Here is a 21,791-nt window from a genome sequence, read left to right as displayed (position 1 = left end):
CCCTCCTACTTGTTTAATAAATTAAATGCTTCGATTTGTGCCTGCTCAGAAGATAATCCCTTTTCCTCCATTTGCACAATTGTCTGCATCATCTTTTTGTAATCAAAAGGTACAATACGCTTGAACTTAGGTAGATACTCGCTAAAGTTGTCGTAAATTTCCTTGCCCTTTGCGGAGCCAGTAGCAGCCACGTGCTCAGCAATAATCTCCTTAAGCTCTAATACATCGTATTTGTCAGTAACTGTCTCCAGTGAAACCATAGATTTGTTTAGTCTCTTGTATAAAGATGCGTCTTCATCAAGCACATATGCAATACCACCAGACATACCTGCTGCAAAGTTCTTGCCAGTCTCACCAAGTACTACAACTCGTCCACCTGTCATATATTCGCAACCGTGATCTCCACAGCCTTCTACTACTGCAGTAGCACCTGAATTACGTACTGCGAAACGCTCGCCTGCTACACCGTTGATAAAAGCTTTACCGCTGGTTGCACCATACAAAGCCACATTACCTATGATGATATTCTCATCCTGCTTGTAGGTCGCCTTAGCAGATGGGTATACAACAAGCTTTCCGCCTGATAATCCCTTACCAAAGTAGTCGTTAGAATCTCCCTCCAGGTTAAGTGTAAGTCCCTTAGGTATAAATGCACCAAAGGACTGTCCACCTGCACCCTGGCAGTTAATTACATAGGTATCTTCCTCCAGATTTTCTCCATGGTTTCTGGTAATCTCTGCTCCAAACAATGTACCAAATGAACGGTCCACATTTGAAACATCAAGACTTACCTCTCCCTTCTTTCCAGAGGCTACCGCACTCTTAAGCTTTTTAAGAAGAACCTTTTCATCAAGTGTCTTTTCTAACTCAAAGTTGAATACATTCTTTTTATCATATTCAATCTTCTCATAAGGATTTGGATTAGAGATTACAGCAGATAAATCTACCTTTTCTCTTCGTCCACTTCCAGCCACATTCTTAAGAGTAAGCAAATCATATCTACCACAAAGCTCATCAACAGTTTTGCATCCAAGCTCTGCCATGTATTCACGTAGCTCCTGAGCTATAAAGCGCATAAAGTTAACCACGTATTCTGGCTTACCTGTAAATCTCTTTCTAAGCTCTGGGTTCTGAGTTGCAACACCAACAGGACAAGTATCCAAGTTACATACTCTCATCATTACACATCCCATAGTTACAAGTGGTGCTGTAGCAAAGCCAAATTCTTCTGCTCCAAGTGCACAGGCAATAGCAACGTCACGGCCGCTCATAAGCTTACCATCTGTCTCGATAACAACCTTATTGCGCAATCCATTCTGTGCAAGTGTCTGATGTGCTTCAGCCAAACCTAATTCCCATGGAAGTCCTGCATTATGAATAGATGACTTAGGAGCTGCACCTGTACCACCGTCGTATCCAGAGATAAGGATAACCTGAGCTCCTGCCTTGGCTACACCGCTGGCAATTGTACCTACTCCTGCCTCTGATACAAGCTTTACTGATATACGTGCATCCTTGTTGGCATTCTTTAAATCATATATGAGCTCAGCCAAATCTTCGATTGAATAAATATCGTGATGAGGTGGTGGCGAAATAAGAGCTACACCCGGTGTAGAAAGACGAGTCTTTGCTATCCATGGATATACCTTCTTTCCTGGTAGATGTCCACCTTCACCTGGCTTTGCACCCTGAGCCATTTTAATCTGTATTTCCTTTGCAGATACCAGGTATTTGCTTGTAACACCAAATCGACCTGATGCAACCTGCTTAATAGCAGAGCAACGGTTAAGACCATCAGGACCAACCTCATATCTAGCTTCCTCTTCACCACCTTCACCAGAATTTGATTTTCCGTGAAGCATATTCATGGCGATAGCCATTGTCTCATGGGCTTCCTTAGAAATCGAGCCGTAACTCATAGCACCAGTTTTAAATCTCTTTACAATTGAATCTACTGACTCAACTTCATCGATGCTGATTCCCTTCTTAGGGTATTTAAAGTCTATAAGGCCACGAAGATTTCGAACTGCACCTTCATCGTTAATTAAAGCTGTATACTCTTTGAATGTGTTATAGTCACCTGTTCTTGTAGCAAGCTGAAGCAAATGAATGGTAGCAGGATTATATAAGTGTTCCTCAGCTCCCGATCTCATCTTATGTACACCCTTCGAATCAAGTGTCTTATCTACAGACAATCCAAGTGGATCAAAGGCCATAGAATGCTGTCTTTCCACATCAGCCTGAATATCCTCAATAGTGATTCCACCAATACGGCTGATTGTGCCAGTGAAATACTTATCGATTACATCTGAGCTGATTCCTATTGCCTCAAATATCTTTGCACCTTGATATGACTGTACTGTAGAAATACCCATCTTTGATGCTATCTTAATGATGCCTGTAATAATAGCCTCGTTGTATGAATCAATGGCCGCATGTACATCCTTCTGCAACTGGCCCTTCTCCACAAGCTCTTCGATTGTTTCCTGGGCAAGGTATGGATTGATTGCAGATGCACCGTAACCAAGCAAGGTTGCAAAATGATGCACCTCTCTTGGCTCGCCCGACTCGAGAATAAGTGAAAGGCTTGTTCTCTTTTTGGTCTGAACCAAATGATGCTGCACTGCTGCTACTGCAAGAAGTGATGGAATTGCAACATGATTCTCATCCACACCTCTATCAGATAGGATGATAATATTTGCACCCTCTCTATTTACTCTATCCACCTCTACATACAAGTGCTCGATAGCCTTAGCCAAAGATGTATTTTTGTAATATGTGATAGGTACAGTTTCTGCCTTTAGTCCTGGTACCTTCATAGATTTAATCTTCATTAAATCGGTAACTGTAAGAATAGGGTTGTTAATCTGCAACATATTGCAGTTTTCTTCTTTTTCCTCCAATACATTGCCAGCTGTACCGATGTATACAGTTGTGGCTGTAACAATCTCCTCACGGATTGAATCGATAGGTGGATTTGTTACCTGTGCAAAAAGCTGCTTGAAGTAGTTAAATAATGGCTGATGCTGATTTGAAAGAACTGCAAGAGGAGTATCAATACCCATAGCAGCTGTGCTTTCCACACCATTAAGAGCCATTGGAAGGATTGATTCCTTCACCTCACCATATCCATATCCAAATGCCTTCTGAAGTCTGTCACGCTCTTCCTGTGAATGCTTAGGAACAGGCTCGTTAGGAATCTTGATATCAGCTAAATGAGCAAGATTTGCATCAAGCCACTGACCATAAGGCTGGCTGTTAGCATATTTCTCCTTTAGCTTTGCATCATCAATAAGCTTACCTGCTACAGTATCAACAAGAAGCATTTTTCCTGGACGAAGTCTATCCTTCTTAACTATTCTCTCCTCCTCAACAGGAAGTACACCAACTTCTGAAGAAAGAATTAGATAATCGTCGTTTGTAATATAATAGCGGCTTGGACGAAGACCATTTCTATCAAGGACAGCACCCATAATATCGCCATCAGAAAACAGGATAGACGCTGGGCCATCCCATGGCTCCATCATTGTTGAATAGTACTGATAGAAATCTCGTCTTGCCTGGTCCATAGCCTTATTTTTATACCAAGGCTCAGGAATAGTAATCATTACCGCAAGAGGAAGTGGCATGCCATTCATTACCAAAAACTCTAACGCATTATCAAGCATTGCAGAGTCGGATCCTGCCTGATTACAAACTGGTGTAATCTTTGACATTTCTGGCTCAAGTACCTGAGATACCATTGTCTCCTCACGGGAAAGCATTTTATCTGCGTTACCCTTGATAGTATTAATCTCACCATTGTGAACTATAAATCTGTTTGGATGTGCTCTCTCCCATGATGGATTTGTATTGGTTGAGAAACGTGAATGTACTGTTGCAATTGCAGACTCGTAATCTGGATCCTCAAGATCTTCGAAAAACAGTCTAAGCTGATTAACAAGGAACATTCCCTTATATACAATAGTTCTACTAGAAAGAGATGCTACATAAGTATCCTCTGCTGTCTGTTCAAATACACGTCTTGCCACATAAAGCCTTCTATCAAAAGCCAATCCCTTTTCACAATCTGATGGTTTTTTGATAAATGCCTGGCAGATATATGGCATACAGTCTAAGGCCATCTTTCCTAATATTTCAGATTTAGTAGGAACTTTACGCCATCCTAAGAACTCAAGTCCTTCCTTCTCAACAATGATTTCAAACATCTTCATTGCCTGTTTTCTCTTCAACTCATCCTGAGGGAAGAAAAACATACCAATTCCATATTCTCGCTCATTGCCGATTGCAATCTTTTCTTTTTCACAAACCTTCTTGAAAAATTTATGAGAAATCTGAAGAAGAATTCCAACACCATCGCCAGTCTCACCTGATGCATCCTTGCCAGCTCGATGCTCCAAGTTTTCTACAATCTTTAATGCATCTGACACAGTCTGATGGGTCTTGATTCCCTTAATAGATACAACTGCACCTATACCACAGTTGTCATGCTCAAAAGATGGGTCGTAAAGACCTTGCATTTGATTACCCATGTTAGCTACTCCTTCCACATAGTAGTTTTAATAAACAAAAAAAGAAAAGGCATCTAAAGAGACTCCCCATAAGGGAATTTCTTTAGACGCCTTTGTCCTGAGAAAAAATATACAACTATTTAAAAGATAATGCAAGCACTTTTTCAATTTAATGCACTAAAGCATCCTTAATTTTCTGTCCAGTTGCTGTTCCAGCGACTCCACCTTTACCAGTTTCCTTTATATTAGGATTCATGTCTTTACCTACAGCACTCATAGCATCAAACACTTCATCTGCAGGAATTCGACTTTCAATACCAGCCATAGTAAGCTCTGCTGATGTAACTGCATTCATAGCACCACAAACATTTCGTTTAACACATGGAACCTCTACCAGGCCTGCAACAGGATCGCAAGCTAGTCCCAGAAGATTTTTAAGAGCAAGTGCTGCAGCGTTTGCACTATTTCTTCCACTTCCACCACGAAGATATACAAGTCCTGCTGCTGCCATTGAGCTGGCTGCTCCGATTTCCGCCTGACAGCCACCTTCAGCACCGGCAAGTGATGCTCTGGCTGCTATTACCTCACCAAAGCCTGCCGCAACAAAAAGTGCTTCTGTCATTTTATCATCTGAAAGGCCAAGCTTTTCCTGAGTAGCAATGAACACAGCTGGTACTACACCACATGAACCGGCAGTAGGTGCAGCTACAATTCGCTTCATACATGCATTCCCCTCAGCAACACGAAGAGCCAATTCCATAACACGTCCTGCAAAGTCTCCTACTAAAGCATTGCCTCCATCAAGGTATTCTCTAAGAAGACCTGCTTCACCACCTACTAAACCACTGTTACTTTTAACTGTCTTGTCGTAATTAAGAGCAGACTCCTTCATTGCCGTGTACATGCGCTTCATGTTTTCAAAGGATTCTTCCTCTGAAACTGCGCGTTCTTTGCAATCGTCCTGCTGAACTATCTTCCAGAAAGGAACTCCGCTATTCTCTTCTAATTTACAAATCTCTTCTACTGAATCAAACATCTATAATCCTCTACTCTGGACAGTAATATGAAACCTTCATAATACCTTCTAGTTTTTCTAATTCCTTGATTGTGCTCTCTGGTACACACTCATCACACTCAATTACCATAACAGCTTCTCCACCACGCTTTTTACGATAGAGCTGCATAGTAGCAATATTAATATGTTCTATGCCAAGAAGCCTTGTAACCTCAGTAATATATCCTGGCTTATCAACATTATGAACTATAAGTGTAGGGCTTTCTCCAGAGAAGTTGGCCTTCACACCATCAAGCATAACTACCTGAATACGTCCGCCACCAATAGATGATGCCACTACCTCTAAGCTATGGCCTGACACTCCATGCATAATTACCTTTGCTGTGTTTGGATGAACATCTCCCAAGTCAGCTGCCTGAATTGTGAATTTAAATCCCATCTCCTGCGCTACATCAAAGCTTTCTGGTAGCCTTTCATCATCACATGCCATTCCTATCAAGCCGCCAACGATAGCCTTGTCAGTACCATGTCCTTTGCCTGTTTCTGCAAAAGAGCCATGCAAATAAATCTCAGCACTTTCTATCTTTTCTGCCATAAGTTTATTGCAGACATTTCCAATTTTGGCTGCTCCTGCTGTATGAGAGCTGGATGGACCTACCATAACCGGTCCGATAATATCAAATAGATTCATTAAAAATCTCCTAATAGTTTTTAAGCTCACCTGCAATATTTAGAGAAAAATAATCCTTTATTTCAGATGGATTGCTAGTCTTTCCAAGAATCCACATTAGCTTTGTAAGAGCTGCTTCACTGGTCATGTCCTGAGCCTGGAGTACACCACTTTCAAGAGCTCTTTTACCAGTCTCATAAACATCCATCTTTGAGCCTTCGTATCTACACTGAGTACCAACTACAACAGTCATACCATCAGCAATAACCTTCTCGATTGTGCTGATAAAATCATGCTTCAAAAATGGCATGCCACCGATTCCGAATGCCTCAATGTAAAGTCCCTTATATCCCTGCGCCGCAATTGATTCAACAAGGCTTCTATGAATGCCTGGGAACATTTTCAGCATACAAACTTCTGTAGAATAATTGTTTTCCAAATGGAATACACCGTTTCTAACAGGGATTGTGCTGTCATCAATATTCATTCCTAGTGAGCTGATTTCAGCTACATTGGGATAGTTGATGCTCTCAAAAGCATCAAAGCTAAGAGAACGAACCTTTGAAGCACGACAGCCAAGCATTACCTTGCGATTGAATGCAACAAACACTCCTGCTCTGCCACTTGCTGCCATATGGATGGCACAGCGTAAATTTTCCATAGCATCTGCAATTGGATTTGTAATAGAAAGCTGTGAGCCAGTAATTACAACCGGAATATTTATGTTTTGAAGCATAAAAGAAAGCATAGAAGATGTATATGCAAGTGTATCTGTTCCGTGGATTACAACAATGCCATCATAGTCATTACGTATACCACCAATATGCTCAGCCAACTTACTCCAATCCTCAGGGAAAATATTGGCACTATCAACAGCCATAAAATCTTCTATTTCAAAATTAATATCACCTGACACCACGTGCAATTCACGTTTCATATCCTGTGTGGAAAGTCCTGGTGCCAGACCACTTTCCTTCATTACCGAAGACAAAGTTCCGCCAGTATTAATAATAAGTATGTTCCTACTCAATGATTTATCTCCTTTTTCTTAGGAATATAGAATACACCTTTTAAAAAGCTTAGTCTAGATTTAACTACTGGTATTTATTCACTTATTATATCTCCTCTAACTCCTTCATCCAAATACTATAGCTTGCATCACTTGGCATTCTGAAATCGCCCCTTGGGGAAAGGGTAACTGTTCCCACTTTAGGTGCATCTGGCATACAGCTTCTTTTAAACTGCTGGCTAAAGAATCTCCTATAGAAGGTCTTCATCCACTTAAGTATAAACTCCTTGCTATAGTCCTCTGCAAAAGAAAAAGTTGCAAGTCTATATATCTTCTTAGGAGTGAAGCCGAAACGTAACATGTAATATAGGAAAAAGTCGTGCAGTTCATATGGTCCTACTAAATCTTCTGTCCTCTGTGCAATATTCCCCTTCTCATCGGGTGGAAGTAATTCAGGACTTACAGGTGTATCTAATATATCATTAAGAATCATTCTAAGATTATCAGTTGCATTTCTTGATTCATAATCAACCAACCATCTTACGAGAGTCTTTGGAATAGATGCATTTACTGCATACATGGACATATGGTCTCCATTGTAAGTGGCCCATCCAAGAGCAAGCTCAGATAGGTCCCCTGTTCCAACAACGATTCCTCCGTACATATTAGCCTTATCCATTAAAATTTGTGTACGTTCCCTAGCCTGGGAGTTCTCATAGGTTACATCGTGAATGTTCTCACTCTGACCTATATCCTTGAAATGTTGCAATACACTGTCCTTAATATTAATCTCCTCAAGGGATGTGCGATACTCTAAAGCCAGCTTACAAGCATTATTGTATGTCCTATCCGTAGTTCCAAAGCACGGCATGGTTATAGCTCTAATACCAGACCTATCTAACCCTAATCTGTCAAATGCATGGACTGCTACTATAAGAGCTAAAGTAGAATCCAATCCTCCAGATAGCCCAATCACAACATCTTTACAACCAATATGCTTTATTCGTGTGGCAAGTCCTACAGATTGCATTGTAAGGATTTCTTTACATCGATTGTTTAGATTACTTTGTTCAGCTGGCACAAATGGAAGCTTTGTGGTCGTATGCTCTAGTACAGTATTAGTTTTTGCTAAAACACATTTGATTTCTTCAGCCCTCACACCAGCCTTAAAGGTATTCATTCTCCTTCTTTCATAAACAAGCTTATCTACATCTATATCTGCAATAATCATATCGTTTTCAAATAGTTCCGATTCAGCTAGAACAGTACCATTTTCGACAATAATATTATGTCCGGCAAAAACCATGTCCTGAGTGGATTCTCCAATTCCGGCATCCGCATATACGTATCCACAACACAAACTGCCAGATTTAGCTTTTATCAAATTTTTTCTATAATCTCTCTTTCCTATAACCTCGTCGCTAGCCGATAGATTAAAAATAATTGTAGCCCCGTTTTCTGCTAATCTAACAGACGGAGTGTCTGCAACCCAAAGATCTTCGCAGATTTCAATGCCAAATTTCAAATTAGGCATGTCCTCAATAGAAAAAATCTGATTACAACAAATATACGAAGACTTCCCTTTACCAAAAGATACTTCTTCCTTAAAATCACAATCTGCTGCAGTGAAATGTCTCAATTCGTAAAATTCATTATAGTTAGGCAAGTTCTGTTTTGCAGTTCCACCAAGCACTTCTCCATGATTGATTACAACTGCAATGTTATATAACTTTTGATTGATAACACAAGGAAGTCCCACAATAGCCACTATGTCTAAATGTTTAGTTGCATAAGCTATATGTTCAACAGCCTCCTTTGCACCTCTAAGTAGGTTATCCTGCAAAAATAAGTCTCCACAGGTATATCCTGTAACACAAAGTTCAGGAAAACAGATAATTTTTACACCTCCATCTGTAGCCTCCTTTATCTTTTCAACAATCGCATCTGCATTATGTTTTGTATCCGCTACTTTTATATCACATGTTGCACTTGCAACTTTAATAAATCCATCAGTCATATTGTTCCCTTCCTTTTATATTAATCAACAAATTCACACCTACTCCAACTAATATTCCAATTGCAGTATCAAGAAACCTATTCCAAACAAATAGATATGGTTGCATATCTCCTATATGGTTTACAGCAATACTTAAAAAAACCACACATGAGAAATATGATGCTTGTTTTTTATTCACCAGAACTGTTGTATATATTATTACAACAATCATTACTGAAATTACTGCTGCCGCTATGTAATCATAGTCAAGATTAAAATTCCTAAGCAGATTTATTTTAACAACTATATATATAAAGCCAAAAATAGTACCAATAATAGTGCCTATGAACCTTTGCTTTGCATTTTTTATAGTGTTTTTCTTATTAGCCTGCATACACCATAAAGCTGAAAGCTGTGAGTAAAAAACTATACCAGCCTCATTCCTCAAATCATCAATCAAAAAGCATATAAAAACTGCTACTGCCGATTTAATTATTCTCATCCCAATTTTGGGGATTTTTGCTGTTTTATTCATAAATTGTTCTCTTACATACATGAATCTACAAAAGCCTTCATAATCTTTTTACTGTCATCACTACTGTCATATGAAAATTCTGGATGCCATTGTACCGCAATTGCGAATTTCTGATTTTTGATTGCTATAGATTCCACCAGGCCATCCTCTGATATTGCCATAGCATCAAGTCCATCTGCCAACTCTTTAATTGCTTGGTGATGATAGCTATTAACTCCATGTACACCTGCACCAATAATGTTCGCCAATTTGGTATTTCCTCTTACGTCAATATTGTGAATCACATTATCATAAGGTGGCTTCATATGATGCTCTACATCACTTTTATACTCTGTAGGCAAATCCTGATAAAGAGTCCCTCCTAGATGAGCATTTATGAACTGTAATCCTCTGCAGATTCCTAGTAATGGCTTATTGTCAGATACGCATAAATCTAACAAAAATCCTTCCATTACATCTCTTGTTTCACAAGATATTCCGCACTTATCTGATATGACCTGACCATAAATTGTAGGATTAACATCATGTCCTCCAGTAAACAAGATTCCATCACATAATCCATAAGCGACTGCAAGCTCTTCTTTATCCTGCGAAAAAGGAAGAACTATAGGCACTCCTCCAGATTTTTCAATTGCCTTCAAATATCCAGGCAGCATCCAATAGCTATCCTTTTCATCATCATATAAAGGTATTAGTCCAATAATAGGTTTCATAATAATCTCCATAAAAATAGGCGCCTGCTATTTATTAGCAGACGCCTTTGTCTATTAAACAATATTAAAACTTCGCTGTATCACAAATGATATCAACGCATTTTTCAAGCCCAAGTGTTGAGCTCTTTAAGCACAAATCATAAAACTCAGCATTGCCGAATTCTGTTCCAGTGTAGTGCTTGCAGTATTTCTTTCTTGCCTTGTCCACATTGTGAAGCTCCTCACGAACCTTTTCCTCTGTGGTGCCTGGCATTTTCTCCATCATTCGCTTAACACGGAAATGCTCTGTACCTGAAACGAATACATGAAGAGAATGATCAAATTCCTTAAGAATGATGTTGGCATTTCTGCCGACTATTACACAATTGCCTTTTTCAGCAACCTTTCTGATTGCTTCCTTTTGAGCATTGTAAAGACGCTCATCAAGTGGCTTATTGTAGAAGTCAAATAGACTCTGTCCCAAGCCAAACTCTCTTGGTACCTTCTCATCAAAGTATCTAACTTCTTCAGGACTAAGATTACCTGATTCGATTGCTGCTCTGATAATCATATCCTTATCACAGTAATAGTAGCCTAAACGCTCAGCTACCTCTTTACCGATTGTTCCGCCGCCAGCACCAAACTGACGGCTGATTGTAATTATGTTTTTCATACGCCCCTCTTATAATACTTTATTTAAGAAATCGATGGTTCTAGCTTCCTTTGGATTAAGCAATACCTCTGAAGGTATGCCCTCCTCAATGATGTAGCCACCATCCATAAAAATTACTCTATCTGCTACTTCTCTAGCAAATCCCATCTCATGAGTAACAATAACCATTGTCATACCATCTGCAGCCAAATCCTTCATAACCTGAAGAACCTCTCCTACCATTTCTGGATCAAGAGCTGATGTTGGCTCATCGAAAAGCATAATATCTGGCTCCATGCAAAGTGCACGAGCGATAGCAACACGCTGCTTCTGTCCACCTGAAAGCTGACTAGGGAAGCTTGATGCCTTGTCTTCAAGACCAACCTTTGCAAGCATCTTTTTAGCACGCTCCTCTGCCTCAGCCTTAGAACACTTCTTAAGCTGAACTGGAGCAAGTGTAAGGTTATCAAGTATGTTTAGGTTATTGAAAAGGTTGAAATGCTGGAATACCATTCCAATATTTTCTCTAACTTTATTGATATTGATATGTTTATCTGTGATGTTGTTTCCGTCAACAACAATTGAGCCTGCAGTAACAGTCTCAAGTCTATTTAAGCAACGTAAGAATGTAGACTTACCAGAGCCTGAAGGACCAATTACACAAACAACCTCGCCCTTAGTAACATCTGTGGAGATATCCTTTAATACCTCTAAGTCGCCATAGCACTTCTTAAGATTTTTAACACTGATTTTAATTTCTTTATCTGCCAACGTTTAATCTCCTTTCAAGAACCTTTGCACTACGTGAAAGGATTGTAATAACTATAAGATACATAACACCAACTATAGCCCATGTCTGGAATGACATGAATGTGTTTGCCTGTACGTTCTTTGCTGTGTTAACAAGTTCTGGGAAACCGATAACTGAAAGAATTGATGTATCCTTAAGTGTAATAATGAACTGATTAATGAATGTAGGAATCATTGTCTTGATGGCCTGAGGTAATACGACCTTGCGCATAGCCTGTCCATATGTAAGACCAAGAGATCTGGCAGCTTCCATCTGACCTTTATCAACAGACTGAATACCTGCTCTAATAATTTCTGCCATATAAGCACCACAGTTTAAAGCAAGACAGATTGTACCTGCCTGAAGCGCTGTCAAACTAACAGAGAAACCTCCAATGATGGTATTAAATAAGTATGGAATACCAAAATATACAAAGAAGGCTAATACAATCATCGGAACTCCTCTGATTACATCAACGAAAATCTGTGAGATTACATTGCTTACTCTGTTCTTAACTACACCCATAATACCGAAAAGCATACCGATAATGCAGGCAAAGAATAAGCCTAGTAATGCAAGAAGCAATGTTCTGCCCATAGCAATTAGAAGCATAGGACCATAAACTGAAATAATAGTTAACATAAATAATAAACCCTTTCTAACTGGTTTTATAAATAATAAGGGCAGGTAAACCCCTGCCCCTTTAATCTAATACTATTCGCCTAAGTACTTTGCAATGATTTCATCGTATGTGCCGTTTGCCTTGATATTTGCAAGACCTGCATTAAACATATCAATAAGCTCCTGGTTGTCTGAGTTGAAAATTGCAAATCCGTATTCAGCAGGATCGTTACCAGTGTTCTCAAGAATCTTCATTGAGATACCAGTATCTTTAATATTTGAAGCCATAATTGGAGTGTCATCGAAGCAAGCTGCAACCTGACCACCTACAACTGCCTGATACATTGTAGGAGAATCCTCAAAGTATGTAACAGTGAAGCCATACTCACTTGAAAGGCTCTCAGCATAAGAAGCACTCATTGTACCTGTCTTAACTGCAACTGACTGTCCCTTTAAATCTTCAAAACCTGTAATATCAGATGATGCCTCTACAGCCATAGACTGATTTGCATCATAATATCCATCAGAGAAAACCCATCCAGATGCCTTTCTTTCATCTGTAATAGAAGCACCTGCAATCATTCCATCAGCCTGTCCTGCCTGGCATGCTGCAATTGAAGCATCCCATCCAAGAGACTTAAGCTCATAATCGAATCCCTGATCCTCAGCGATAGCTGCAAGGATATCTACATCAATACCTACGAAATCCCCATTGTCATCTGTGTACTCAAATGGCTTGAATGAAGTATCTGTAGCGATAACCCATTTCTTATCTGAACTAGTAGCAGCATCTGCACCTTGTTCAGTTGCGCCCTGTCCTGATGCGTTTCCACATCCAACCATTGCAAACATTGTTGCAAATGCCATTAATAATGCTAGTGACTTTTTCTTCATTTCAAAATCTCCTTCCTGAAAACTGTGTTAATAAACACAGAAATTATTTTAGCATTTTTGTAGCTTTAATGCACTACTATTGCTAATTTTAGAAAAAGCGCCTGCTAAACCTATAGCAGACGCCTTTGTCTTCGTTACGCAATAATATACCTTTTTTTAGAAAGGATTTCAACCCAAATTTATTTCATAACTTATTTAATTACTGGTCTAACTCTTCTTGCAAGTACAAGTGCAAGTGCAAGCTTTACTAAATCAGGAATGATGAATGGGAAAACACACCATGAAAGTGCTGTCATTGCCCCAATTGCACCAGCATCCCTAGAGTAAACAACCATGAACCATACTGTTCCAAGTGCATAGCAAGCTGCAAGTCCAATGACAAGTGCTACGATTTCAACTACAAGTGTCTTCTTGAAGAGCTTAGTAGCCACAATGTATACAAGACCTGTAAGCAAGAAACCAATAATATAGCCACCTGTTGAACCAAGAACTACACCAATTCCCCCCGAAAAACCAGCAAATACTGGAGCACCTACTGCTCCGATTAAAATGTAAACCAATACTGAGAGTGTTCCTCTCTTGCCCCCAAGAAGGGAAAGCATAGCAAATACTGCAAATGTCTGTAGAGTAAATGGCACTGTTGTAGGAATGCTAATCCATGAGCATACTGCAATAAGTGCTGCTCCAAGAGCAATATATGCAATATCAAGTGTTTTAAATGCTGATTCTTTTGTTGTTAATGTGCTTGTGTTATCCATATTGCCTCCCTGTAATACTTTAATTTTTTCACCTGAATAACAATATCAAAACACCAGCTCATTGTCAACCATATATATAGTTGAGGTTGACAATCTGCATTAAGCAATGAAGTTTTCAATCATATTTTTTCCATTAGAAGTCAAAATTGATTCTGGATGAAACTGCAATCCATATACTTCATATTCCTTATGAGCAACAGCCATAATCTCCCCATCTTTAGTGATTGCAACGGCTTTAAGCATCTCTGGTAAAGAGTCTTTATCTGCAGCTAACGAGTGATATCTAGCAACATCCACTGTATCTGGAAGCCCCTTAAATAACTTGCAGCTATTGTCAACCTGAACCTTTGATTGTTTACCATGCATTAATTCTTTTGCATAGGTAACATTTGCGCCAAAGGCTTCGCAGATAGCCTGATGTCCCAAACACACCCCCAGAATTGGTATCTTTCCTGCAAAATGGGTGACAATCTCCTCGCAAATTCCGGCTTCACTAGGCTTACCTGGTCCCGGTGAAATAATAATATGGCTAGGATTTAGTTTTTCAATATCGGAAATACGAATTTCATCATTTCGGCAAACCTTAATATCTGGCTCAATTTCCCCTACCAGCTGAAAAAGATTGTATGAAAAACTATCATAGTTATCTATTAGTAAAATCATGCCAAACCTCCCTCGGCCAGGCTAACAGCATTTACTACAGCCTTTGCCTTATTGATGCATTCAATTGCTTCGTTTTCTGGAACTGAATCATAGACAATGCCTGCTCCTGAACGAATACAAATTTTATCGTTCTTTTTATATACAAGTCTTATTGCTATGCACACATCCAAATTTCCCGAGAAATCTATATAGCCAAGGGCGCCTCCGTATATGCCACGTTTGCTCTGTTCTAGCTCTTCGATTATCTGGCAGGCTCTAAACTTTGGCGCACCAGATAAGGTTCCCGCTGGCAAAATCGCATCTACTGCATCAATAGCATCCTTATCATCTGCCAGGTGTCCAACAACTGTGGAACCTATATGCATTACATGGGAATACCTTTCTATTTCCATATATTTTTCAACATTTACAGAACCAATACTGCTAATTTTTCCAATGTCATTTCTACCTAAATCAACAAGCATATTATGTTCTGCACGTTCCTTATCATCTGCCAAAAGCTCTTTTTCAAGAGCTATGTCCTCTGCCTGATTTTTCCCTCTTGGTCTTGTTCCAGCAAGAGGAAATGTGCTCACCTGCTTTTGTTCTACCTTGACCAGTGTCTCTGGCGATGCACCAGCAATTTCGATATCATCACTTGAAAAATAAAACATATATGGAGATGGATTGCTGGCTCTTAGAAGACGGTATGTATCAAACAGACTTCCCTTTGCTTTTGCCGTAAGGGGATTTGAAAGAACAACCTGAAAAATATCACCTTCTTTTATGTAATTCTTTGCCTTTTTTACCATCTCTCCATACTCTTCTGATGTAAACTTTGGCTTTATTTCTGATAAAAGGGATAGTGGCTCAAACTTTTCCTTTGTCCCACTTATCAATAGGTTCCTTATATTTTCAAGTCGCTCATTTGCTTCGTTATATAGGCTTTCTAGATTATCAGATTCATCTAACATAACACCTGTAATCAAATAGATTTTTTGCTTGAAATTATCAAATACAATTACATCGTTAAAAAGCATCAAATCCATATCTTTAAAATCGTCTTCTCCATGATTTTCAAGCTTTAGCTTTGGCTCAGCATATTTGATGTAATCGTATGAAAAATAACCTACTAATCCACCTGTAAAAGTTGGAAAATCCGATAACACTGGACTTTTATACATCCTAATAATTTCACGTAGTGTTTCACCTGGATGTGCTACTGTTTTTTCCTGAATTAAGACTTTACTGTCTCCCTTATTTTCCTTTATAAAAAGGTGTCCGTCTTGACAGGTCACCTCTAAATTAGGATTGAATCCAAGAAACGAATATCTTCCCCAGGTTTCTGTCTGACTTGCACTCTCCAATAAATAACACTGATGACTGGCAGCTTTCAGTATTCGTACCATTTCTATTGGTGTGAAACTATCGGAAAGCATTTCTATCATTACAGGAATCCTTCTGTAATCACCACTTTTCGCAAGTTCTTTAACCTGCTCTAAACTAGGATGCATGATATGCCTCCTTCATTGACTTAACAAACTCTCCCACATGTTTTGGAGCCTCTTTACCGTACTCCTCTACAACTCTAACAATTGCAGAACCAACAATGGCTCCATCCGATATATCAGCCATCTTGGCAGCCTGCTCTGGAGTTGATATACCAAATCCTACCGCACAAGGTACATCTGTGTTTTTTCTAACTCTATCAACTACTGTTTTGATGCCTTCATTAAGCTCGCTTCTTGTACCTGTCACCCCAAGGCTGGAAACAATATAGATAAATCCCTTTGCTTCTTTCGTAATCATATCAATTCTATCCTCAGAAGTAGGTGCAACCATCGATATAAAGTCTACGCCATATTCAGATGCCACTCCTTCAAACTCTTCCTTCTCTTCGAAAGGAACATCCGGAAGGATGATGCCATCAATTCCAACCTCCTGGCACTTTCCAAAAAATCTGTCTGAACCATAAGAAAAAACAACATTTGCATAAGTCATAAAGCAAAGCGGAATCTTCACTTCCTTTCTGACCTCTCTTACCATTTCAAATACATCATCTGTTGTGATTTTATTCTTCAAAGCTCTAATATTTGCACCCTGTATTACAGGACCTTCAGCAGTTGGATCAGAAAAAGGTATTCCAAGTTCAATCAAGTCTGCGCCGTTTATCTCAAGCTCCTTGATTATTTCTTTTGTTGTCTCTAAATCAGGATCTCCACATGTAATGAATGGAATAAATGCTTTTTTGTTTTTGAATGCTTCTGAAATCTTACTCATGGATATCCTCCCCTCTGTAACGTGCGATTGCTGCGCAATCCTTATCACCTCTACCTGAAACGGTAACTATAATAATCTGGTCTTTTCTCATTGTTGGAGCAAGCTTCTTCGCATATGCGATAGCGTGACTTGACTCTATAGCAGCAATTATTCCCTCTGTCTTTGCAATATACTCGAAAGCATCAACAGCCTCATCATCAGTAACTGGTACATATTTTGCACGTCCAATATCGTGCAGATAAGCATGCTCTGGACCAACACCAGGATAATCAAGGCCTGCAGAAATAGAATATACAGGAGCAATCTGACCATATTCATCCTGGCAGAAATATGATTTCATACCATGGAAAATACCAACTTTTCCTGTATTTACTGTTGCAGCTGTTTCAAATGTATCTATTCCTCTACCTGCTGCCTCACAGCCTATCAACTCCACGTCCTTGTCATTGATATAGTGATAAAAGCTTCCAATAGCATTGCTTCCACCACCTACGCAAGCAATAACAGCATCTGGAAGTCTTCCCTCTTTCTCAAGAATCTGAGCTCTGCTTTCCCTGGAAATAACTGCCTGGAAATCTCTAACAATTGTAGGAAATGGATGAGGTCCCATTACTGAACCAAGACAATAATGAGTATCATCAATACGTGTTGTCCATTCTCTCATGGCCTCTGAAACTGCATCCTTCAATGTGGCAGTACCGCTTGTTACAGGGATAACTTCTGCTCCAAGAAGTCTCATTCTATATACATTAAGTGCCTGACGCTCAGTATCTTCCTTGCCCATAAATACAACGCACTCCATTCCAAGAAGTGCCGCAGCTGTGGCGGTTGCCACACCATGCTGTCCAGCTCCTGTTTCTGCAATGAGTCTTGTCTTGCCCATCTTTTTAGCAAGAAGAGCCTGTCCCAATACATTGTTAATTTTGTGGCTTCCAGTATGATTTAGATCCTCACGCTTAAGATAGATTTTGGCTCCGCCTAGGTCTTCAGTCATCTTCTTTGCGTAGTATAAAAGGCTTGGTCTTCCCGCATACTCATCAAGAAGCTCCTTCAACTCTCTGTTAAACTCTGGATCATCCTTGTAGTGATTGTAAGCTTCCTCAAGCTCCATAACCGCATTCATAAGAGTCTCTGGAATATACTGGCCACCGTGAACACCAAATCTACCTTTGCTCTTTGCTGGAACTACATCCTCTCTTACCGCTTTTACGAATTGATCCATTTTGTATCCATCTTTAAGATGATCTGTCTCAATACCAGAGCTAACATCAACGCCATATGGTTTTACAGTATCAATTGCTTCAGCAACGTTCTCCTGGTTTAATCCACCTGCAAGAATAAAAGGTCTATCTATATAGGTGAGAAGATTTAAATCCTTGATTCGATTACCCTCTCCATTTCCTGCATCAAACATAATCATGTCTGCGCTGGACTTTTCTGCCTTTATAAGCTCCTCTGCAGATGTAACCTTGAAAGTTTTGATAACAGGAATATTGTTATCCATAAGTGATTTAATGTAGTCTTCATCCTCATTTCCATGAAGCTGAGCCACATCAATTATGTTTTCCTCAAATAAGCTTTCAACTTCCTGCTCTGGTGCATCAACAAATACACCTACAGCTTTTATTTCAGGATTTAACATACTCTTTAACTTTTTTGCCTGCTTTCGACTAACGTTTCTTTTGCTTTTCTCACAAAAAACAAATCCAACATACTCAGGCTTAAGCTCATTTGCCTTTATGATATCTTCTTCTCTTGTAAGACCACATAGTTTAATTGTTGTCATCTTCATCACCTCTTAATTCTTTAAGCTTTCCCTTCTTGTCAGTTGCTTTCATAAGTGTTTCACCAATTAAAACTGCATCAACACCTGCTTCTTTAAGTTGGAATATATCCTCTGCTGTTTTAATTCCACTCTCTGATACAAATATCACCTTGTCATCTACAAGTGCTTTTAATCTCCTGCTATTTCCCGTATCTACTGAAAAATCCTTAAGATTTCTGTTGTTTACACCTATTATTCTAGCCCCTGCACTCGCTGCCATCTTTACTTCCGCATCATCATGGGCCTCCACCAAAGCACTGATTCCAAGACTATCGCATATACGAATATAATCTTTGATTTGCTCTTCTGTCAGGATGCTACAGATTAGAAGTACAGCGCTAGCACCTAATACCTTTGCCTCGTATATCATGTACTCATCTACAGTGAAATCTTTTCTTATAATCGGAATTGAAACCGCATTTGCGATATCCTCTAGATACTTGTCACTTCCCAAAAACCACTTTGGTTCAGTCAAAACAGATATGCAATCAGCTCCTGCTTCTTCATATGCCCTGGCTATATCCAAATAGTCGAATTTCTCAGCTATGATTCCCTTTGAAGGGGATGCCTTTTTGCACTCACAAATGAAGCTCATACCTGGCATTGCCAATGCTTTTTCAAATTCAAACGCTCCCTTTGGAAGAGTTAATGCTTCTGCTTTTATTTCTTCAAGTGACTTATTCTTTTTATTTTCTTCAACACGAAACCTAGCATGCTCCGCTAACTGCTCCAGTATGTTCATCGCTATTGTCCTCTGCAATCTTGTTGCTTAATAGTATGAATTTCTCCAATGTCTCAAGTGCTTTTCCAGAATCAATTATTTCTCCTGCAAGCTCTACTCCAGCTTTAAAGCATTCAGCTTTTCCACCGATGTAAAGAGCTGCTCCTGCATTAAGAAGAACTGCATTTCTTTTATGTCCCTTTACTCCATTTAGAATGTCCCTTGTAATCTTTGCATTTTCTTCTGGAGTACCACCCCTCAAATCTTCTTTAGCGCATTTTTCAAATCCAAAATCCTCTGGCTCAATGATGTAAGTTTTATACCATCCATCTCTAATCTCACAAATCTTTGTTGGACTGCTTAAAGAAATCTCATCAAGTTTGTCCTGACCATAAACTACCATGCCACGCTTAACTCCAAGGTTGATAAGTACCTGCGCAAGTGGCTCAACTAAATATTCGTCGTAAACTCCAAGCAACTGCATTGTTGGAACAGCTGGATTTGTAAGAGGTCCCAGGATATTAAATACTGTTCTAAATCCAAGCTCTTTTCTAATTGCCCCTACGTATTTCATTGATGTGTGATACTTCTGAGCAAAGAAGAAACACATGCCTACTTCCTTAAGAAGTTCTACGCACTTTTCTGGGTCCTGGCTAATGTTAACTCCCAATGCTTCCAAGCAATCAGCTGTACCACATAGTGAAGAGGCCGCTCTGTTTCCATGCTTTGCTACCTTCATTCCACCGGCCGCTGCCACTAGTGCTGATGTTGTTGAAATGTTGAAGCTATGTGCATTGTCTCCACCTGTTCCAACGATTTCAAATACTTCCATTCCTGTTTCAACCTTTGTAGCATGCTCTCTCATAGCAGCAGCACAACCAGCAATTTCATCAGTTGTCTCCGCTCTTGCACTTTTTGTAGAAAGGGCTGCCAAAAATGCTGCGTTCTGTGTTGGTGAGCTTTCACCATTCATAATCTCATTCATTACAGTGTAGGCTTCCTCGTATGTAAGGTCCCCCTTGTTAACAATTTTCTCAATCGCTTCTTTAATCATCTCGTAATCTCCTTCCCTTCTGTCAGAAACTTGGGAAATAAAAAAAGTCCCTGACAGAAACCATTAATAGTTTCCATCAAGGACGAAAATTCTTTTCCGCGGTGCCACCTTGAATTCATAGGATAATCCTATGCGCTTAACAGGATACCATCATATCCCTGGCAACTAACGTATGCCTTACGTCGTGCAATACTCTGACCAAAGTCATTTCCTCACGCCCTCAGGAGTCCATTCCCAAATTGCTATCATACCGCATCCCACCATCGCGGCTCTCTCCTATGAATCACAAAGAGGTACTCCTCCCCCTCATCGGTTTATTACTTTATTGTGTTGAAGTAATACTACCATTCTGCAATTCTGTTGTCAACAACTAATTTTTCCATCTAGATCCATTTACTTTGATGCTACCAAGCTCACAATCTAAATCAAAATCTACTTTATTTGCATCAGGAACTGTAATATCAATGTCTCCCATCTCACAGCTAGCTGTAATCTTTTCAAAATCTCCGTCAATATCAATGCTTCCCATATCGGCATCAAATGTGCCATTTGTTGCAGTAACATCTTCCATTTCTACAGCCCCTGCATCTGTGGTTACCTTTACTGTGTCAAAAACAGATTTACTAACATCTATATCACCTGCATCTGCTTCTATAACAAAGTCATTTGCAGTAACCTCATTGATATCGATATCCCCAGCATCAGCATCAATCTTCAATGTATCGAAGTTAACTCCGTCAATATCAATATCTCCTGCGCTAGCAGTAATATCAGCTGTGTCAATCACTGTACCCTTAGGTAAAGTAATTTTGATGTAGCAATCTTTCAGATTTCTTACGTTAACAGAATATTTCTGCTCGATTGTTAAACATTCGTCTTCCAATGTAACCTTTGGTTCAACATTCTTTTGATAGTTTGTATTTACCTTAAACTCATCACCATATTCAATATATAAATCTGCGGCATCTGCATCCACTTTTACAGTTGCTACACTGTATTTAGAAAAATCATATTCTGACTCTTCACTACGACCACTTGAAAAAGGAGCAAATCGAATAATGCAAGAGCCAACAACAATAATCAGAGTAAAAATCCATATTATTAACTGAAATTTCTTTGTAGTCAT

At 39.4% G+C, this 21,791-nt stretch carries 19 protein-coding genes, 1 pseudogene and 1 other annotated feature; all 20 genes and pseudogenes read right to left on the bottom strand.

Annotated features, from left to right (window positions below; all coding sequences use genetic code 11):
* Positions 1-5 precede the first annotated feature (5 nt).
* Positions 6-4,532 (bottom strand): glutamate synthase large subunit, encoded by a 4,527-nt coding sequence (gene gltB / locus CRN97_RS03505; protein ID WP_097075880.1) that lies wholly within the window; start codon positions 4,530-4,532, stop codon positions 6-8.
* A 148-nt stretch (positions 4,533-4,680) separates the two neighbouring features.
* Entirely contained in the window at positions 4,681-5,547 is an 867-nt protein-coding gene (gene sdaAA / locus CRN97_RS03500; protein ID WP_097075879.1) for an L-serine ammonia-lyase, iron-sulfur-dependent, subunit alpha, read from the bottom strand.
* A 10-nt stretch (positions 5,548-5,557) separates the two neighbouring features.
* Positions 5,558-6,217, bottom strand: coding sequence for an L-serine ammonia-lyase, iron-sulfur-dependent subunit beta (gene sdaAB / locus CRN97_RS03495; protein ID WP_097075878.1), 660 nt, complete (start codon positions 6,215-6,217; stop codon positions 5,558-5,560).
* A 10-nt stretch (positions 6,218-6,227) separates the two neighbouring features.
* A complete protein-coding gene (locus CRN97_RS03490) occupies positions 6,228-7,226 on the bottom strand; it encodes an asparaginase (RefSeq protein ID WP_044933997.1) in 999 nt (332 codons plus the stop codon).
* 85 nt (positions 7,227-7,311) lie between these two features.
* Positions 7,312-9,222 carry an NAD(+) synthase gene (locus tag CRN97_RS03485; protein WP_097075877.1) on the bottom strand — a complete coding sequence of 637 codons (1,911 nt, stop codon included), beginning with the start codon at positions 9,220-9,222 and terminating at the stop codon, positions 7,312-7,314.
* On the bottom strand, positions 9,215-9,736 hold the full coding sequence (locus tag CRN97_RS03480; RefSeq protein WP_179670665.1) for an FUSC family protein: 522 nt from the start codon (positions 9,734-9,736) through the stop codon (positions 9,215-9,217). Before CRN97_RS03480 ends, CRN97_RS03485 begins: the two co-directional genes overlap by 8 nt.
* An 11-nt stretch (positions 9,737-9,747) precedes the next feature.
* Positions 9,748-10,449 (bottom strand): gamma-glutamyl-gamma-aminobutyrate hydrolase family protein, encoded by a 702-nt coding sequence (locus CRN97_RS03475; RefSeq protein WP_097075875.1) that lies wholly within the window; start codon positions 10,447-10,449, stop codon positions 9,748-9,750.
* 64 nt (positions 10,450-10,513) lie between these two features.
* Positions 10,514-11,101 carry a cytidylate kinase-like family protein gene (locus CRN97_RS03470; protein ID WP_074790577.1) on the bottom strand — a complete coding sequence of 196 codons (588 nt, stop codon included), beginning with the start codon at positions 11,099-11,101 and terminating at the stop codon, positions 10,514-10,516.
* A gap of 9 nt (positions 11,102-11,110) precedes the next feature.
* Entirely contained in the window at positions 11,111-11,851 is a 741-nt protein-coding gene (locus CRN97_RS03465; protein ID WP_097075874.1) for an amino acid ABC transporter ATP-binding protein, read from the bottom strand.
* Positions 11,841-12,512 carry an amino acid ABC transporter permease gene (locus CRN97_RS03460; RefSeq protein WP_033153923.1) on the bottom strand — a complete coding sequence of 224 codons (672 nt, stop codon included), beginning with the start codon at positions 12,510-12,512 and terminating at the stop codon, positions 11,841-11,843. The genes CRN97_RS03465 and CRN97_RS03460 overlap by 11 nt, the downstream gene beginning before the upstream one ends.
* A 72-nt stretch (positions 12,513-12,584) precedes the next feature.
* A complete protein-coding gene (locus tag CRN97_RS03455; RefSeq protein WP_097075873.1) occupies positions 12,585-13,385 on the bottom strand; it encodes a transporter substrate-binding domain-containing protein in 801 nt (266 codons plus the stop codon).
* A 191-nt stretch (positions 13,386-13,576) separates the two neighbouring features.
* Complete coding sequence (locus CRN97_RS03450; RefSeq protein ID WP_074790583.1) at positions 13,577-14,143, bottom strand: biotin transporter BioY; 567 nt, start codon at positions 14,141-14,143, stop codon at positions 13,577-13,579.
* A 99-nt stretch (positions 14,144-14,242) separates the two neighbouring features.
* The gene (locus tag CRN97_RS03445; protein ID WP_097075872.1) at positions 14,243-14,806 is read right to left on the bottom strand and encodes an anthranilate synthase component II; all 564 of its coding nucleotides are present in this window, start codon (positions 14,804-14,806) and stop codon (positions 14,243-14,245) included.
* The gene (gene trpE / locus CRN97_RS03440; RefSeq protein WP_097075871.1) at positions 14,803-16,299 is read right to left on the bottom strand and encodes an anthranilate synthase component I; all 1,497 of its coding nucleotides are present in this window, start codon (positions 16,297-16,299) and stop codon (positions 14,803-14,805) included. Before trpE ends, CRN97_RS03445 begins: the two co-directional genes overlap by 4 nt.
* On the bottom strand, positions 16,289-17,065 hold the full coding sequence (gene trpA / locus CRN97_RS03435) for a tryptophan synthase subunit alpha (RefSeq protein WP_097075870.1): 777 nt from the start codon (positions 17,063-17,065) through the stop codon (positions 16,289-16,291). Before trpA ends, trpE begins: the two co-directional genes overlap by 11 nt.
* The gene (trpB, locus tag CRN97_RS03430; protein WP_044934926.1) at positions 17,058-18,287 is read right to left on the bottom strand and encodes a tryptophan synthase subunit beta; all 1,230 of its coding nucleotides are present in this window, start codon (positions 18,285-18,287) and stop codon (positions 17,058-17,060) included. The genes trpA and trpB overlap by 8 nt, the downstream gene beginning before the upstream one ends.
* Positions 18,282-18,851, bottom strand: a pseudogene (locus tag CRN97_RS14340) (phosphoribosylanthranilate isomerase); the annotation flags it as partial. The pseudogene CRN97_RS14340 and the gene trpB, both read right to left, overlap by 6 nt.
* On the bottom strand, positions 18,838-19,632 hold the full coding sequence (gene trpC / locus CRN97_RS03425) for an indole-3-glycerol phosphate synthase TrpC (RefSeq protein WP_097075869.1): 795 nt from the start codon (positions 19,630-19,632) through the stop codon (positions 18,838-18,840). The pseudogene CRN97_RS14340 and the gene trpC, both read right to left, overlap by 14 nt.
* Positions 19,598-20,665, bottom strand: coding sequence for an anthranilate phosphoribosyltransferase (gene trpD, locus CRN97_RS03420; RefSeq protein WP_097075868.1), 1,068 nt, complete (start codon positions 20,663-20,665; stop codon positions 19,598-19,600). Before trpD ends, trpC begins: the two co-directional genes overlap by 35 nt.
* 75 nt (positions 20,666-20,740) lie before the next feature.
* Positions 20,741-20,984: a binding site (T-box leader), on the bottom strand.
* 51 nt (positions 20,985-21,035) lie between these two features.
* Complete coding sequence (locus tag CRN97_RS03415; RefSeq protein ID WP_097075867.1) at positions 21,036-21,791, bottom strand: DUF4097 family beta strand repeat-containing protein; 756 nt, start codon at positions 21,789-21,791, stop codon at positions 21,036-21,038.

The sequence above is a fragment of the Pseudobutyrivibrio ruminis DSM 9787 genome (genome assembly GCF_900218035.1).
Lineage (GTDB): Bacteria > Bacillota > Clostridia > Lachnospirales > Lachnospiraceae > Pseudobutyrivibrio > Pseudobutyrivibrio ruminis.
Note: the sequence above shows the minus strand (reverse complement) of the source record. Positions and strands in the feature narration are given on the sequence as shown.